Annotated in this window: 13 protein-coding genes, 1 tRNA gene, 1 pseudogene and 1 other annotated feature; of the genes and pseudogenes, 5 read left to right on the top strand and 10 right to left on the bottom strand. The window is 65.3% G+C overall.

From position 1 onward, the window contains the following. Positions 1–68: a sequence feature (AL1L pseudoknot), on the bottom strand. This feature is flagged as partial in the annotation. The 6 genes and pseudogenes from AC1DZY_RS25530 to cpdR all read right to left on the bottom strand — a co-directional run. Next, positions 1–352, bottom strand: a pseudogene (locus tag AC1DZY_RS25530) (transposase); the annotation flags it as partial. It overlaps the preceding feature by 68 nt. 12 nt (positions 353–364) lie before the next feature. After that, positions 365–1,174, bottom strand: coding sequence for a hypothetical protein (locus tag AC1DZY_RS25525; protein WP_476822959.1), 810 nt, complete (start codon positions 1,172–1,174; stop codon positions 365–367). Then, positions 1,171–1,365, bottom strand: coding sequence for a helix-turn-helix domain-containing protein (locus AC1DZY_RS25520; protein WP_476822958.1), 195 nt, complete (start codon positions 1,363–1,365; stop codon positions 1,171–1,173). Before AC1DZY_RS25520 ends, AC1DZY_RS25525 begins: the two co-directional genes overlap by 4 nt. Before the next feature lie 123 nt (positions 1,366–1,488). Beyond that, entirely contained in the window at positions 1,489–2,379 is an 891-nt protein-coding gene (locus AC1DZY_RS25515; protein WP_476822957.1) for a hypothetical protein, read from the bottom strand. A 331-nt stretch (positions 2,380–2,710) separates the two neighbouring features. Next, positions 2,711–2,785 (bottom strand) — tRNA-Val (locus AC1DZY_RS25510). A 128-nt stretch (positions 2,786–2,913) separates the two neighbouring features. Beyond that, entirely contained in the window at positions 2,914–3,273 is a 360-nt protein-coding gene (gene cpdR / locus AC1DZY_RS25505) for a cell cycle two-component system response regulator CpdR (RefSeq protein WP_054143348.1), read from the bottom strand. Between the two features lie 253 nt (positions 3,274–3,526). Here cpdR and AC1DZY_RS25500 point away from each other — a divergent pair, with 253 nt between their 5' ends. After that, positions 3,527–4,447: an N-formylglutamate amidohydrolase gene (locus tag AC1DZY_RS25500; protein ID WP_476822956.1), complete on the top strand. Its 921-nt coding sequence runs from the start codon at positions 3,527–3,529 to the stop codon at positions 4,445–4,447. Positions 4,448–4,787: 340 nt separating this feature from the next. After that, complete coding sequence (gene hisN, locus AC1DZY_RS25495) at positions 4,788–5,570, top strand: histidinol-phosphatase (RefSeq protein WP_476822955.1); 783 nt, start codon at positions 4,788–4,790, stop codon at positions 5,568–5,570. Here the strand turns inward: hisN and AC1DZY_RS25490 are convergent. Continuing rightward, complete coding sequence (locus tag AC1DZY_RS25490; protein WP_476822954.1) at positions 5,475–6,530, bottom strand: alpha/beta fold hydrolase; 1,056 nt, start codon at positions 6,528–6,530, stop codon at positions 5,475–5,477. The two genes, hisN and AC1DZY_RS25490, sit on opposite strands and share 96 nt — an antisense overlap. 201 nt (positions 6,531–6,731) lie before the next feature. On the opposite strand from AC1DZY_RS25490, the gene AC1DZY_RS25485 reads away from it, so the two are divergent. Further along, the gene (locus AC1DZY_RS25485; protein ID WP_476822953.1) at positions 6,732–7,193 is read left to right on the top strand and encodes an Hsp20 family protein; all 462 of its coding nucleotides are present in this window, start codon (positions 6,732–6,734) and stop codon (positions 7,191–7,193) included. Between the two features lie 85 nt (positions 7,194–7,278). On the opposite strand, the gene AC1DZY_RS25480 is transcribed toward AC1DZY_RS25485, so the two are convergent. The 3 genes from AC1DZY_RS25480 to AC1DZY_RS25470 form a co-directional block, all read right to left on the bottom strand. Beyond that, positions 7,279–8,124 (bottom strand): hypothetical protein, encoded by an 846-nt coding sequence (locus tag AC1DZY_RS25480; protein WP_476822952.1) that lies wholly within the window; start codon positions 8,122–8,124, stop codon positions 7,279–7,281. An 83-nt stretch (positions 8,125–8,207) separates the two neighbouring features. After that, positions 8,208–9,269 (bottom strand): threonine aldolase family protein, encoded by a 1,062-nt coding sequence (locus AC1DZY_RS25475; protein WP_476822951.1) that lies wholly within the window; start codon positions 9,267–9,269, stop codon positions 8,208–8,210. Positions 9,270–9,321: 52 nt separating this feature from the next. Further along, complete coding sequence (locus AC1DZY_RS25470) at positions 9,322–9,714, bottom strand: MAPEG family protein (RefSeq protein ID WP_476822950.1); 393 nt, start codon at positions 9,712–9,714, stop codon at positions 9,322–9,324. 588 nt (positions 9,715–10,302) lie between these two features. On the opposite strand from AC1DZY_RS25470, the gene gltB reads away from it, so the two are divergent. Continuing rightward, entirely contained in the window at positions 10,303–15,003 is a 4,701-nt protein-coding gene (gene gltB / locus AC1DZY_RS25465; RefSeq protein ID WP_476822949.1) for a glutamate synthase large subunit, read from the top strand. Positions 15,004–15,008: 5 nt separating this feature from the next. Continuing rightward, the gene (locus AC1DZY_RS25460; RefSeq protein WP_476822948.1) at positions 15,009–16,433 is read left to right on the top strand and encodes a glutamate synthase subunit beta; all 1,425 of its coding nucleotides are present in this window, start codon (positions 15,009–15,011) and stop codon (positions 16,431–16,433) included. Positions 16,434–16,438 lie beyond the last annotated feature (5 nt).

The raw sequence follows: 16,438 nt of genomic DNA, 5'->3' as shown, positions 1-16,438 counted from the left end.
CGGTGATCGTCGATGAACGCGATCATCKCYTGAACGGGCGGTCGAGCTCCGCCTGKGCAAAATACGCYGAYGCYTTSCGCAGRATCTCGTTSGCCTGSCGAAGCTCCCGGTTCTCKCGCTCCAGCGWCTTGAGCTTGGCCGCCATGTCCGTCGTCARACCGGRCTTCCGGCCGCTGTCGACCTCGGCCTTCTTSACCCACTCGTTCAGCGTCTGCGCCGTGCAGCCGATCTTSCCCGAAATCGACATGATSGCCGCCCAGCGGGACGGATGCTCGCCCTCATGGTCCAGCAGCATCCGAACCGCGCGGGCCCGCACCTCAGGCGAAAACTTGTTCGTCGTCTTGCTCGTCATGGCTCCATGTTCTCAGGAGTTGGAGCCTCCGACAAACCCGGAGCGGTTCAGATGCCTATGAACCGGCAAGCAAGGTCGCCACTTCGTCGTTTGAACGCGCCCCTCGGGATTTAGGTTGACCAGTGCGGGATCGCGCTCGAACGACTCGCTTTCAAGGTCGAGGATCGCAGCCGTCCTGGCGCCCGTACCCAGCAGAAATGCAAACCAGGTCAGCAGATGGGGTGACTCGAAGGCATCATAGAACCGCGCCAGCTCGGCGATGGACAGGATCGCGCCCTTGGGTGTGGCTGAGCGGATGTGGTTCTTGGTCCGGAATTCGGGCACGGGCCGAAACGAAATGATCTCGGCATTGGCGAATGCACGACGCAGCGCCGCGCGAGGTGTCGAGAGCCGCCTGCTGACTGTCGAGATGGCCGTACCCTCTGCCATCCACGTATCGCGCAAGTTCTCCCAATCGCGAGGAACCAGCGTCGACACCTTTCGATCGGCCAGATCGGAGCGCAAGATCAGGTTGATGTGGATCGTTTCCGCCTCAGCGGAAGCCAGCTTGGCCACGACGGATCGGTGCGCATCCAGCACCATGCGCAGCGTCTTGGGGCCCGCGGTCTTGATGTGGGGGCGCGGATCCCCGTCCACGCCCTGGTCGATAACGGCCTGGATCTTAATAACTGCGTTGGCCAAATTGTCGGTGTGCAACGAAGCACGTACCACTTGCCGCGTCTCGGGATTGTACCAAGAGACAAACAGCTTCCTCGATTCGCTGTGCTGCACGAGGCCGTAGGGGCCGATGCGCACGAGCTCGGTGTAGGAGATGCGGATCACTGCACATCTCCGGTCCGATGACGGCCCGTGGCGAAGCGCACGATCTCGACGCGTGTGAAAAGAAGGCGCCCCTTCACGGGGATGCGATAGAGTTCTCCGCGCTGCGCGAGGCGTGTCACCGTCGCGCGGGAGATGCGCAACGTCTCAGCGACTTCCTGCGCAGTCATGACCTTGAACTCTGCCGTCATCATTCTCTACCCATACATGGTAGCATCGATGGGGAGAGCATGCTCGACAACCGACGCGGATGCCGGCTTTATCTAACATGTAATGGTAGATGTCAATTTCGGGCTGTCATGGGGACGTTGTTAAGGTTACCGGTCTCCGATCAAGCTGTCGTAATCGAGGTAGAACTCCTCCAGCGCCGTATCATCGCGCTCATCCCAGAGATCGTCATCTCGCGGATCTGGAAAGTAAGGAAGCGCGTGCTCGTAGGCCGATGATACGACATGTAAATCGTCTTCCAAGACGCACTGCTCGATCTCGAAATTGTCCTGTTCGGCTCTCATCTCCGCTCGGATTTTTTTCAGATCATCGAGTGGGATCTCTGAACAGACGACGGTGCGCGAACTCGTCACCACCGCTTTGAGGACCGCTGCCTCGAGCAAGCGATAGCCGATTGCTTTTGCCAGATATGGTTCCCGCCCCGTCACCGTGAAGACCGACAACCTGAAGGAGCCGACATCGACGACGACACAAGGTCGTGGCTGTGATCCGGTCGGCGCCCAAAACTGCGGGCGATGCTCAGGGTCCGGGATTATGGAGCCGAGGATCAGACGACTCAGCTTTTCCACACGGTCCGTGATCGGCGTGCGAACCGCGAGAGTACCCAGAAGCCGATCGGCCTCTTTTCGAAAATCGGCGGCGGTGCCTTCATCGCGGAGCAGCTTCCTCAGCAGGTCGTCCTCAAGCCCGGCCTGGCGCTTGCCGACCCTCAGAACGGCTTCGATGGACATGACCGGAGGGCGAGCACTCATGGTTGGGAGGTCAACGCCTTTATCGTAGAGATATTGGAGAGCGACGAGCATCCTGCGTGCCGTATTCTCGGCTTGCCCTGTCAGAGCGGCGAGCTCTTTGATGACACCGCGCTGCTCGCCAAATGGCGCTGTTCGGAAGCGCTCGAGAAAGGGCAGTGCCCGGTCCAACCAATTTCCGTCTTTCGTTTTAGCAAAAACACGACGGGCAGAAGAGTAGTTGACGACCATGGCAAATCAACTACCATGTATTGGGTCGACTTGGCAATCGCGCGGCTGATATCGGCTGGAGCGTTACCTCGGAGTAACGTGGCAGTCGGGCAAGGTGGAGTTCGGATGACCGCATTTCGGCACAGAGGCAGCACCGGGACGGGCAAGGCCACCGGCTTTGCGCGCTCGATCGGGCTGCCGTCGAATCGGATTGGCTCGGAAGCCTTGGTCAGCGCTGCGACGCTGCTGCTTTTAGATTGCTTTGAGATGGCCGAAAACGGCCTCTCGGACTGGGCAGAATGCAAAAGCCCCGGAAACCGCTTTTCTTTTGCAATTTCCGGGGCTTGGAAGATGGTGGGCGCGACAGGGATCGAACCTGTGACCCCTACGATGTCAACGTAGTGCTCTCCCGCTGAGCTACGCGCCCGATTGCCGCGACTTCAACCGTCGCGGCGGCCGGAACATGGCGTGACCGTTGCCGGACGACCATGTTGCGAGGTGTGCGGCTATAGCCGCTCAGGCCATGGCTTGCAAGGCGCTTCGCATCATAAAGCGTCAGGCCGCCAGGAGCTTTTCGACCTCGCTGACGAGTTCGCGCAGATGGAAGGGCTTGGACAGCACCTTGGCGTCCTTGGGCGTCTGCGAATCGGGGTTCAGCGCGACCGCCGCAAAGCCGGTGATGAACATCACCTTGATGTCGGGATCGAGTTCGGTCGCGCGGCGCGCGAGCTCGATGCCGTCCATCTCGGGCATCACGATATCCGTCAGGAGAAGCTCGAAGGGCTCCTCGCGCAGACGGTTATAGGCCGAGAGCCCGTTGTCGAAGGAGGCCACGTCGTAGCCCGCATTCTGCAGGGCCTTGACCAGGAAGCGGCGCATGTCGTTGTCGTCTTCGGCGAGAAGTATCTTCGTCATGGGCCTGCTTCTGTCCGTCTCGAAAGGCTTTAGCCTGTGGAGGCCAGGGCGCCCGTCGCGGCGGTCCCGGCCCGTCATCTCGTCTGGCGCCTGCGCCACGTCGGCGGCAGGACTATCCGGCCGCCCCTATACTTGAAACCTGATCGTTCCATAAGGCACGCACATGGTAAACAACGCGTGAATCCGTGGCTGATTTCGCCCCTGCGTCGGTAACGCTTCTACCGCGCGCCTTTGTGTGCTTGAGTTCCCGAGCATGACCGTTTCATCCGGATTCTTCCAGCCCGATCCCGAGGACGTCGTCGCCGAGATCGAGCGGCCCTTCACGCTGCATCAGCCGGCGCTGCAGGTCGTTCCGGTCGTGGTCGACGTACCCCATGCCGGCCGGCGCTATCCGCGCGCCTTCGTCGAGCGGGCGCGGCTGCCGCTGCGCTCCCTGCGCCGCTCCGAGGACGCCTATGTCGACCGGCTGTTCGCGCATAGTGTCGCACTGGGTGCGCCTTTGTTGGTGGCGGAGTTCCCGCGCGCCTTTCTCGACGTCAATCGCGAGCCCTATGAACTCGATCCGCGCATGTTCGACGGCCGGCTGCCGGCCTTCGCAAATACGCGCTCGATGCGCGTCGCCGGCGGGCTCGGCACGATTCCGCGCATCGTCGGCGACGCGCATGAGATCTATTTCGGACGCATTCCGGTCGAGGAGGCTCTGGCGCGGATCGATGGGCTCTACCGGCCCTATCACGCAGGCCTGCGCAGCCTGGTCCAGCGCACGCATGGCGCGTTTGGCACGTGCATCCTGGTCGATGCGCATTCGATGCCCTCGAACGGGCTCGATCGCGACGGCATCGCCAAGGCCGACGTCATCCTGGGGGACCGTTTCGGCACGAGCGCGGCGGGCTACATCACCGACATCGCCGAGGACGCGTTCCACAGGCTCGGCTTGACCGTGACGCGCAACCGGCCTTATGCGGGCGGCTTCATCACCGAGCATTACGGGGCGCCCGCCTCCGGCGTCCATGCGCTGCAGATCGAAATCAACCGCGCGCTCTACATGAACGAGGCGACGCTGGAGCCCCATGCCGGCTTCGCCGAACTCGAACGGGGGATTTCGGCCGCGATGGCCGATTGCTTCGCGCGCTGGAGCGGCTGGCTCGACGAATGGCGCGAGGCAGCCGAATAGCGCCGTCTATGACCGTCGGAGCTGCCGGTTGTCGCCGCAACCCAGAAAAAAGGGCCGCACACTTGCGTGGCGGCCCAAGTCTAGGGAGGAAACGCCCAAGGAGGGCAACGAAGGCTTGAGGTGATCGCCCCTTCGCAGTGCACAAAATAACTGTGCAGCGCAAAAACGCAAGGGCTTTCGCGTAAAGTCTTATGGGGTATGCGCTGCAAGCAGGAATGCAGGCGTATTCCAGCCGTTTCTCTGGCTTTTCCAACGCTTAGTCTGGCATGACGCGTTTGCGTCGCGGGCGCGGCCGGGCGCCGTCATGCTGCGCAGCAACAACAGGGCTGGAGACTGGTATATGAGCACGGTCGATTTTGGCGCCTTCGTCGCCGAGCTTGCGACGGAATCGGGCCGCGCGATCCTGCCGTTCTTCCGGGCGCATCATGCAACGGAGGACAAGTCGCAGGGCGGCGTCTTCGATCCGGTGACGGAGGCCGACCGCGCCGGCGAGACGATCATGCGGCATCTGATCAGGCGCAGCTTTCCGGCCCATGGCGTGCTCGGCGAGGAGTTCGGCAACGAGAACATCGACGCCGAATATGTCTGGGTGCTCGATCCGATCGATGGGACGCGCGCCTTCATCTCCGGAATTCCGGTCTGGGGCACGCTGATCGGCCTGACGCGCGCCGGCGTGCCGGTCTACGGCATGATGCACCAGCCCTTCACGGGCGAACGCTATTCGGGCGACGGCCGGCAGGCGCGCTATGAAGGCCCCAACGGGCCCCGCATCCTGCGCACGCGCCAGACCACCGACCTCGCCCAGGCGACGCTGATGACGACGACGCCGGCGCTGTTCAAGGGTGCGGAAGCCGAAGGCTATGCCCGTGTCGAGAGCCGGGTGCGGCTGCCGCGCTATGGCTGCGACTGCTATGCCTATTGCATGCTGGCGGCCGGCCATGTCGACCTCGTCATCGAGACCGGCCTGAAGCCCTACGATATCGTCGCGCTGATTCCGATCATCGAGGGCGCGGGCGGCATCGTCACCTCATGGGACGGCGGCAGCGCCGCCGGCGGCGGTTCGGTCATCGCCGCCGGCAACGAGGCGCTGCATCAGGCCGCGCTCAGTCTTCTCGCCGGTTGAGCTGGCCGCGCTATTGTCCTCGCCGGGAATGAAGGCGTCGAAGGCGGCCCAGAACTGCGCGCGGATCTCGTCGGTCTCCATCAGGATCTCGTGGCGCGCCGTCGGCAGCACCAGCGCCGCGCCGGTCTTGAGGCGCGCGGCGAAGCGCTCGATCGCCGGTGTCGAGACGACCGGATCCTGCCCCGCGGCGATCACCAGCGTCGGCACGCGAATCTCGCGCGCGGCCGAGGGCGCGTTCAGCCGCCCCATCAGCAGGAAGGCGGCGCGGACCCAGCCGATCGTCGGGTCGCCGACCGAAAGCTGGCGCGCGGCGGCCGACAGCGCACTGTTGCGCTGGTAGCGCGCGGCGTCGCCGGTCAGGCGGTTGCCCTCGAAGGGTTTCGTCGCGATCGCCGTGTCGCCGCCACCGGGCACGAAGGATTTCCCCAGGCCGAGCCAGAACAGCAGGCTCGCCAGCCGCCTTGCGCTGTCGGGCCGGTCGATGATCGTGAGCCCCAGCATCGGGGCCAGCGCCACCAGCCGCGATACCGGCAACGCGTCTCGCCGCGCCGCATCGAGACAGAGCGCCGCGCCCATCGAATGCGCCAGCACGAAATAGGGCGCTGGCAAGTTCTCGCGCATCTGCGCCATGGCGAGAGCAAGGTCGTTCTCGTAATGGACGAGCCGGCCGACATGGCCCTTGCGCTCGCGCCGGACGAAGCGCTGCGAGCCGCCCTGGCCGCGCCAGTCGAAGGCGAGGACATGGAAGCCGCGGCGGCGCAGTTCGACGATCGTTTCGCTGTAGCGCTCGATGAATTCGGCGCGGCCCTGCACAACCACTACGGTGCCGCGCACCGGCTTCACCGTTGGCCGCCAGCTCGCGAAACGGATCGCGGCGCCGTCGCGGGTCGCAGCCAGCCAGACCTTGCCATGGCCCGGCACCGGATAGTCGGAATGGGCGAAGAGTTCGGCCTCGGCCATCGCGGGCATTTCCGAATCGGCGCGATCGAGCCGATCGCCAGAGCCTGCTTATGCCTGTCGAGGCGGCCTCTTGAAAAGCCGAAATCACACGCCCAGATCATGACTGCGCAGGCCTTAGACCGGCTGCGCTCAGACCAAACCAGGCCCGCGCTCATGACGAGGCGGGCTGGGCATCAAACTGTCGCTTCTCTGGAGGACACCATGCGTCACTACGATCTTTCCCCGCTCTATCGCTCCACCGTCGGCTTCGACCGCCTGTTCTCGCTGCTGGACCAGGCCAGCGCAGGCGAGGCCGCGCCGAGCTATCCGCCCTACAACATCGAACGCACGGCCGAGAACGCCTACCGCATCACCATCGCGGTCGCGGGCTTCGGCGAGGGTGACCTCGCCATCGAGAGCAAGGAAAACGCGCTCACCGTTCGCGGCGAGAAGCAGGCCAACGACAACGCCGAGAAGCGCGAAGTCCTGCATCAGGGCATCGCGGCGCGCGCCTTCGAGCGCCGTTTCCAGCTCGCCGACTATGTCCAGGTGACCGGCGCGAGCCTCGAGAACGGCCTGCTCCACATCGATCTCGTGCGCGAGATTCCCGAGGCCAAGAAGCCGCGCCAGATCGCGATCGGCGGGGCCAAGCCTGCTCAGGTGCTCGAAGCCAAGGCCGCGTAACGCGTCATCGGTCGGCTGAAACGAATGGGGCGTCCCCGGCAAACCGGGGACGCCCTTTCTTGTGGTGGCCGCCCGTCCGGCCGGATCAATCCAGCGGCACGACGGGGACGGCAGGCGTTTCCGCACGCGGCTTCGACGGTGTCGCATCCTCGAGCTGGACCGGCGGCAACTGGACCGGCGCGACGGTGATGCCGGAGGGGTCGGCTCGCGCGAGCGGCGGCTTGCGCTCCGGCTCGCTGGTGCCGCGCACGTCGTTGGGATTGACGAGCTGGGGCTTGGGCGCGCCGGTCGCGGGATCGACCGAACCGGGCGTCGGGACCGGGAGCCGGTTCGGCGCGACGGGGATGGCGGCCGGGGCACTTGCGGTCGCTGGCTTGGCCTCAGTCGGCTTTTGCGGCTCGGCGGCGCGTGGCGGCGCGGCGGGCGAAGGCGGCACGATCGTGGCCGGCGCGCTCGCCTGACCCGGTGGCTTCAGGACCGGCGGGCGTTCGGGCGGGCGCGGCGTGACGCGAGGCGACGGGCGTTCGTCGTCGCGGGGATCGACGCGGGCGACACGCGGCACGGGCGCGAGCCCCCGCGGCTTGCCCTGCAGCACGATGCGGTCGACGAGGTCGCCGCTGTAGACATCGAAGATCAGCCGCTCGCGGCGGCCCTCCAGTGTCTGGCCGTCGACAATATAGGAGGAGCGGGTGCGTACCGTCCGGTCGATCTGGGCGAGGCCAAATTCGCGCGCGGCGACGCGGCCCAAGGCGCGGGGCGGGATCGGGGAGGGCGGCACGGGAACGTAGCGCCGGTAGTAGTCGCGCGGATACGCCTCCTCCTCGTAGAGATAATACTGCGCCGATGCTGCGCCGGCCGATCCTGCAAGCGCGCCGGCAACAGCCAGGCCCGTCAGAACCAGACGCGCTCGCGCGGTCGAGCGGAATTCCATGTCGTCATCCTCCGGCGACTGAATCGATGCTTCAGTCTTCGTTAGGGATTGAGGCATGCATGGGGCGCAATTCCGGGCGCAATTCAGGCTTTTGCGCCGGCAAACACCTCGATCAGACGGGTGACATCGGTTTCGCGGGTCGAGAACGCCATGACGAAACGCCCGACGATGTCGTCTTCGGCGAGAACCGCGTCCTTCGAAAGGGCGGTCTGCGACCATGTCAGATGGGCGACGCCGGCCTGTTTCAGCGCCTGCTGAAGCGCGGGGGAAAGAATTGGAAACACTTCATTGGCCTGACGCGGCCAGGCGAGGGGGACGCCTTGCGTTGTCAGCGCGTCTGCGAGGCGCGCCGCCATCGCGTTGGCGTGGCGGGCGAGGTCGAGCCAGTGACCGTTCGCCAGCAGGCCCTCGAACTGCGCGCCGATCAGCCGGCCTTTTGAGAGGGTGTGGCCGGCGCGCTTGCGACGCCATTTCATCTCCACAGCCTGCGCCGGATCGAAGAAGATCACGGCCTCCGCCGCCCAGGCGCCATTCTTGGTGCCGCCGAAGGAGAGCACGTCGACGCCCGCCTTCCAGGTGATTTCGGCGGGGGTGCAGCCGAGTGTCACGAGGGCGTTGGCGAAGCGCGCGCCGTCCATGTGCAGGGTCAGGCCGCGTGGTGAACCTGCGTCCTTCAGGGCGCGAACTTCGTCTGGCGTATAGATCATGCCGCATTCGGTCGCCTGCGTGATCGAGATCGCCTGCGGCTGGACCTGATGCAGCGCGCCCTCGCGCATCCGCGCCAGCGCCTGCGTCACCAGCGCGGGCGAAATCCTGTTGCCGACGCCGGGCAGGCCGACGAGCTTGGCGCCGTCGCTGAAGAACTCCGGCGCGCCGCATTCGTCGTCGGCGACATGGCTTTCCTCATGGGTCAGCACCGCGCCCCAGGGCCGGACGACGCTGGCAAGCGCCAGCGAATTCGCCGCCGTACCACTGGTGACGAGGAAGACCGCGACCTCGCGCTCGAAGATCTCCGCAAAAAGCGCCTCGACGCGGCTGGTCCAGGCGTCGGTTCCATAGGCGGAGGCCGCGCCGTCATTGGCGGCGGCGATGGCGGCCATGACGGGGGCGCTCGCGCCGGCGGTGTTGTCGCTGATAAAGTTCATGCCGGAGCGTTAGCGGGGCGCTGCCCGGCTGCCAAGGCGGCAGGCCCCGCTTTCAACGCATGAGCGGCCCGACGATCAGGAGCACTGCGCTTGCGATGGTCACTGTCAGGGTTGCGCCCATGCCGCCGACGCGAAAGCGGAAGTCCTCGTCGGGATTGGACACGCCGTAGGCATGGAGGGCGCGGCCCGCCAGCAGTACGGTGCAAAGTGCGTGCAGCAGCCAGCCGGGCCGCCCCTGTGCTTCCGCCATGGCGAGCAGGAGCAGCGTCAACGGGGCATACTCCGCCAAGTTGCCATGGGCGCGAACCCGGCGCTCGAGTAGCCGGTCGTCGCCGACGCCGATGGCGACCCGGCCAATCCGCCGGGCTCCAATCACGCGCAGCGAGAGCCAGACGAACAGCAGGGCGATCAGGCCCGCATAGACGGGCACGATAATGAGCGGCATGCGGTCCCCCCGCGACGGATCGGCAGCCGTCGATTTAGGGCGGCATTTCCCGAAGGCGAGGTGCAAGGCGGGCGACCGGGGATGCGGCAAGATGTGTGCGGTCTCGCCATGCTTTCGTTTCACAAATGTCGCGCCCGAAATCGATATCGCAATTAAATTTCGTCGCTGGCGAAAATCACCGCTTGTGCGCAGATTGGAATTCTGGCAAATTCATCGCAATAGGACAGTGTTGCTGTCCCATTTTCACCGCGCCGCCCCGAGTTTCAACAGCTTGGGCCGGACGAGCGCAACGGAGCGGACGGATGACGAGGGGGACGGCCAAAAACGCCAAAACCAATCGTACGCACGCCGCCCGCAAAGCGGCGGCCTAGACAGGCGCGACGGGCGACGAGCCCCGGACGCCTGCGGAGGACGCGGGCGCCCCTCAGACAGCGCAAGCCCCTCCGGACGAAAGACGGCCTTGTTGGCCCCATCCTTGCTGCTGGCCCTTTCGGGGTTTTGCGGCCGGGCCGGTGTCGCGAAGGATGATGTGGACTCTAGGGCGGCTGTCGGCGGAAGCTGGCAGGCAGCGTGAAGCGGGGTTTGACGATGAGCGAAACCAGCAAGTCGAGCGTGGCGGAATTCGCCGCGAGCTTCCCGGCGGTGCGCGATCCGGCGATGCCGGAGCGCCAGGGCCTCTACGACCCGTCCTATGAGAAGGATTCCTGCGGCGTCGGCTTCATCGCCGACATGAAGAACCGCAAGACCCACGCGATCGTCCAGCAGGGCCTGCAGATCCTGCACAACCTCGACCATCGCGGCGCCGTCGGGGCCGATCCCAAGCTCGGCGACGGCTGCGGCATCCTGACCCAGATCCCGCACGGTTTCTTCGTCGACGAATGCGCCCGGCTCGGCATCGATCTGCCGGCGGCGGGGCACTATGCCGTCGGCCAGTTCTTCATGCCGCAGGATGCAGCGACGCGCGCCGAGGTCGAGGAGATCGTCGCCCAGGCGGTTGCCGAGGAGGGCCTCATCTTTCTCGGCTGGCGCGACGTGCCGGTCGATTCGTCCGATCTCGGCGAGGCGGTCAAGGAAAGCGAACCGACCCATCGCCAGCTCTTCGTCGGCCGTCCGGCCGACATCGCCGACGAGGACGATTTCGAGCGCAAGGTCTATGTCCTGAGAAAGTCGGTCTCCAACAAGGTCTACAAGCGCCAGGATCGGGCGACCGCAACCTATTACCCGGTCTCGATGTCGTGCCGCACCGTCGTCTACAAGGGCATGGTGCTGGTCAATCAGCTCGGCACCTATTTCAAGGATTTGACCGACGAGCGCTTCGTCAGCGCGCTCGCGCTCGTCCATCAGCGCTTCGCCACCAACACCTTCCCGTCCTGGCGGCTCGCCCATCCCTACCGGATGGTCGCCCATAACGGCGAGATCAACACGCTGCGCGGCAACGTCAACTGGATGGCGGCGCGGCAGGCCTCGGTCGATTCCGAGCTGTTTGGGCCCGATATCTCGAAGCTCTGGCCGATCTCCTATGAGGGTCAGTCCGACACCGCCTGCTTCGACAATGCGCTCGAATTCCTGGTCCAGGGCGGCTATTCGCTGGCGCACGCGATGATGATGCTTGTTCCAGAGGCCTGGAACGGCAATCCGCTGATGGATGAGGAGCGGCGCGCCTTCTACGAATATCACGCCGCGCTGATGGAGCCCTGGGACGGGCCCGCCGCGATCGCCTTTACCGACGGCCGCCAGATCGGCGCGACGCTCGACCGCAACGGCCTGCGGCCGGCGCGCTATCTCGTCACCGATGACGGGCTCGTGGTGCTGGCGTCCGAGTTCGGCGTGCTGCCGATCCCGGAGGAGCGCATCGTCCAGAAGTGGCGGCTCCAGCCCGGCAAGATGCTGCTGATCGACCTCGAACAGGGTCGCATCATCGGCGATGACGAGATCAAGACCTCCTTGTGTCTCGCCAATCCCTACAAGGACTGGCTGAAGCGCACCCAGATCGTGCTGGAGGAGCTGCCGCCGGTCGAGGCGCGTGCCCAGCGCACCGATGTGCCGCTGCTCGATCGCCAGCAGGCCTTCGGCTACACCCAGGAAGACACCAAGATCCTGATGGCGCCCATGGCCGTGACCGGCCAGGAAGCCGTCGGCTCGATGGGGACGGACACGCCGATCTCGGCGCTCTCGTCGAAGTCGAAGCTGCTCTACACCTATTTCAAGCAGAACTTCGCGCAGGTGACGAACCCGCCGATCGACCCGATCCGCGAAGAGCTGGTGATGAGCCTGCTCTCCTTCATCGGACCGCGCCCCAATATCCTCGATCTCGAGGGCACCTCGCGTCGCAAGCGGCTGGAGGTGCGCCAGCCGATCCTGACCAATGACGATCTCGAGAAAATCCGCTGCATCGGTCATTACGAGGATCGCTTCGACACCAAGACGATCGACGTCACCTATCCGGCGCGCGAGGGCGCGGCCGGCATGGAGGGCGCGATCGAGCGGCTCTGCGAGCGCGCCGAGGCTGCCGTCCATGGCGGCTACAACATCATCATCCTGTCGGACCGGCAGGTCTCGGCCGAGCGCATCCCGATCCCGGCGCTGCTGGCGACGGCCGCCGTGCACCATCACCTGATCCGCAAGGGTCTGCGCACCTCGGTCGGCCTCGTGCTGGAATCGGGTGAGCCGCGCGAGATCCATCATTTCGCCTGCCTCGCCGGCTTCGGCGCCGAGGCGATCAACCCCTATCTCGCCTTCGAGACGCTCGAAGCGCTCTATGAGGCTGGGGAGTTCCCCAGGGAGGTCGACCGCTACGAGGTGGTGAAGCGCTTCATCAAATCGGTCGGCAAGGGCATGCTCAAGGTCATGTCCAAGATGGGCATCTCGACCTACCAGTCCTATTGCGGCGCGCAGATATTCGACGCGGTCGGGCTGCGCTCGGACCTGATCGAGACCTATTTCACCGGCACGATCTCGTCGATCGAGGGCGTCGGACTGCCCGAGATCGCCGAGGAGACGGTGCGCCGTCATCGCGACGCCTTTGGCGACTCGCCGGTCTATCGCGACGCGCTCGACATCGGTGGCGAATACGCCTTCCGCCTGCGCGGCGAGGATCACGCCTGGACGCCGGAAAACATCTCCTTGCTGCAGCACGCGGTGCGCGGCAATGCGCTGGACAAGTACAAGGCCTATGCCGAGCTGGTGAACGACCAGAGCCAGCGCTTCTCGACGATCCGCGGGCTGTTTGCGATCAAGGATGCTGCCGGGATCGGTTCGACGCCGATCCCGATCGAAGAGGTCGAATCGGCCGTCTCCATCGTCAAGCGCTTCTCGACCGGCGCGATGTCCTTCGGCTCGATCAGCCACGAGGCGCATTCGACGCTCGCCATCGCGATGAACCAGATCGGCGGCAAGTCCAACACCGGCGAGGGTGGCGAGGAGCCGGAACGCTTCGTGCCGATGGCCGACGGGCGCTCGATGCGCTCGGCGATCAAGCAGGTCGCGTCGGGCCGCTTCGGCGTCACGACGGAATATCTCGTCAACTCGGCGATGATGCAGATCAAGATCTCGCAGGGCGCCAAGCCCGGCGAGGGTGGCCAGTTGCCCGGCCACAAGGTCGATGCCCGCATCGCCAAGGTCAGGCATTCGACGCCTGGCGTCGGCCTGATCTCGCCGCCGCCGCATCACGACATCTATTCGATCGAGGATATCGCCCAGCTCATCTTCGACCTGAAGAACGTCAATCCCGACGCCGACGTCTCGGTGAAGCTCGTCTCCGAGCTCGGGGTCGGCACGGTCGCGGCCGGCGTCGCCAAGGCGCGCGCCGACCACATCACCATCTCCGGCTATGAGGGCGGCACCGGCGCGTCGCCGCTCACCTCGATCAAGCATGCAGGGTCGCCCTGGGAGATCGGCCTTGCCGAAACCCACCAGATCCTGGTGATGAACAAGCTGCGCGGCCGCATCGCGCTGCAGGTCGATGGCGGCCTGCGCACCGGGCGCGACATCGTTATCGGCGCGCTTCTGGGCGCCGACGAGTTCGGCTTTGCGACCGCGCCGCTGATCGCGGCCGGCTGCATCATGATGCGCAAGTGCCATCTCAACACCTGCCCCGTAGGCGTCGCGACGCAGGACCCCGTCCTGCGCAAGCGTTTCAAGGGGCAGCCCGAGCACGTCATCAACTTCTTCTTCTTCCTCGCCGAGGACGTGCGCGAGATCATGGCTTCTCTCGGCGTCGCCAAGTTCGACGATCTCGTCGGCCGCTCCGAATGGCTCGACAAGAAGCAGGCGATTGACCACTGGAAGGCCAAGGGGCTCGATTTCACCCGCATCTTCCACAAGCCCGATGTCGGCCCCGAAGTGGCGGTTCGCCATGTCGAACTGCAGAAGCATCCGATCGACACGGTGCTCGACCGCACTTTGATCGCGAAGTCGCAGGGCGCGCTCGAACGCGGTGAAAAGGTCGTGATCGAGAGCGCGATCAAGAACGTCGACCGCTCGACCGGCGCGATGCTCTCGGGCCAGGTCGCCAAGCGCTATGGCTATGCCGGGCTGCCGCAGGACACGATCACGGTGAAGCTCACCGGCACCGCCGGCCAGAGCTTCGGCGCCTGGGTCGTCAACGGCGTGACGCTCGAACTCACCGGCCAGGCCAACGACTATGTCGGCAAGGGCCTGTCGGGCGGCAAGCTGATCATCAAGCCGGCTCCCGATTCGCGCACGCCGGCGGCAGACTCGATCATCGTCGGCAACACCGTGATGTATGGCGCGATCTCGGGCGAATGCTATTTCAGCGGCGTCGCGGGCGAGCGCTTCGCCGTGCGCAATTCCGGCGCGATCGCGGTGGTCGAGGGCACCGGCGATCATGGCTGCGAGTACATGACCGGCGGCGTCGTCGTCGTGCTCGGCCAGACCGGCCGCAACTTCGCGGCCGGCATGTCGGGCGGCATCGCCTATGTGCTGGACGAGGACAAGAGCTTCGCCAAGCGCTGCAACCTCTCGATGGTCGATCTCGAGCCGGTGCCGGAGGAGGAGGAGCTGACGCAGCGCCTCTATCACCATGGCGGCGACATGGAGTTCAAGGGCCGCATCGACGTGATGGCCAACATGTCCGGCTATGACGGCGAGAGGCTGCACCAGCTCGTGGCGGATCATCACCGCTATACCGGCTCGGCGCGGGCGAAGAACATTCTCGACAACTGGGCGGACTACCTGCCCAAATTCGTCAAGGTCATGCCGGTCGAGTACCGGCGGGCGCTTCAGGAAATCGAGCAGGCTCAGGCCGGCATGTCGGTGGCGGCGGAGTAGGATCGATGGGCAAGGTAACAGGCTTCCTCGAGATCGACCGGCGCGACCGGAAGTATCTTCCCGCGTCAGACCGGATCAGGAACTACAAGGAGTTCGTGATCCCGCTCGGCGCGGAGGCGACGCGCGACCAGGCGGCGCGCTGCATGAATTGCGGCATTCCCTACTGCCATAATGGCTGCCCGGTGAACAATCAGATCCCGGACTGGAACGACCTCGTCTACAACGACAAGTGGCGCGAGGCCCTGACCAACCTGCACTCGACCAACAACTTCCCGGAGTTCACTGGCCGCGTCTGCCCCGCCCCTTGCGAGGCGTCCTGCACGCTGAACCTCGAGGATACGCCGGTCACGATCAAGTCGATCGAATGCGCCATCGTCGACAAGGGCTGGCTCGAGGGCTGGATCGTGCCCGAACCCGCCAAGGTGAAGACCGGCCGGAAGATCGCCATCATCGGCTCGGGACCGGCGGGGCTCGCAGCCGCTCAGCAACTCGCGCGCGTCGGCCACGAGGTGCATCTCTACGAGCGTCAGGCCAAGGCCGGCGGCCTGCTGCGCTACGGCATCCCGGACTTCAAGATGGAGAAGTCCCATGTCGAGCGCCGCGTCCAGCAGATGGAGGCCGAGGGCGTCGTCTTCCATTACGGCGTCAATGTCGGCGTCGACATCGATCCCGCCGAGCTTCTGGCGCAATATGACGCCGTCGGCCTGACCGGCGGCGCCGAGAAGCCGCGCGACCTGCCCATCGAGGGCCGCGATCTCGACGGCATCCAGTTCGCCATGGATTTCCTGCCGCAGCAGAACCGGCGCAATGGCGGCGAGCCGGCGACATCGGCGAATTCGCGGCCGATCCTCGCCTCGGGCAAGCATGTCGTCGTCATCGGCGGCGGCGACACCGGCTCCGACTGCATCGGCACCTCCGTGCGCCAGGGCGCGCTCTCGGTGACGCAGATCGAGATCATGCCGGAGCCCCCAGCCAAGGAGAACAAGCAGCTGACCTGGCCGAACTGGCCCCTGAAGCTGCGGACCTCGTCGAGCCATGAGGAAGGCGCGGAACGCGACTTCGCCATCGGCACGGTCAGGTTCACCGGCGAGAACGGCCATGTCCGCAAGCTGCGCTGCGCCAAGGTCGACGGCCAGTTCAAGCCGATCGAGGGCACCGAGTTCGATCTCAAGGCCGATCTCGTGCTGCTCGCCATGGGCTTCGTCTCGCCCGTGCATGAGGGGCTGATCGAAAAGCTCGGCGTCACCATCGACCGGCGCGGCAATGTCGAGGCCAACACGCTCGCCTACAAGACCTCGGTCGAGAAGGTCTTCGCCGCCGGCGACATGCGGCGCGGCCAGTCACTGGTGGTCTGGGCGATCCGCGAAGGTCGCCAGATGGCGCATGCGATCGACAAGCAGCTGATGGGCGAGACGATCCTACCGCGTTGAGATCT

It is taken from the genome of Allobosea sp. P2_A10 (assembly GCF_056405115.1).
Note: the sequence above shows the minus strand (reverse complement) of the source record. Positions and strands in the feature narration are given on the sequence as shown.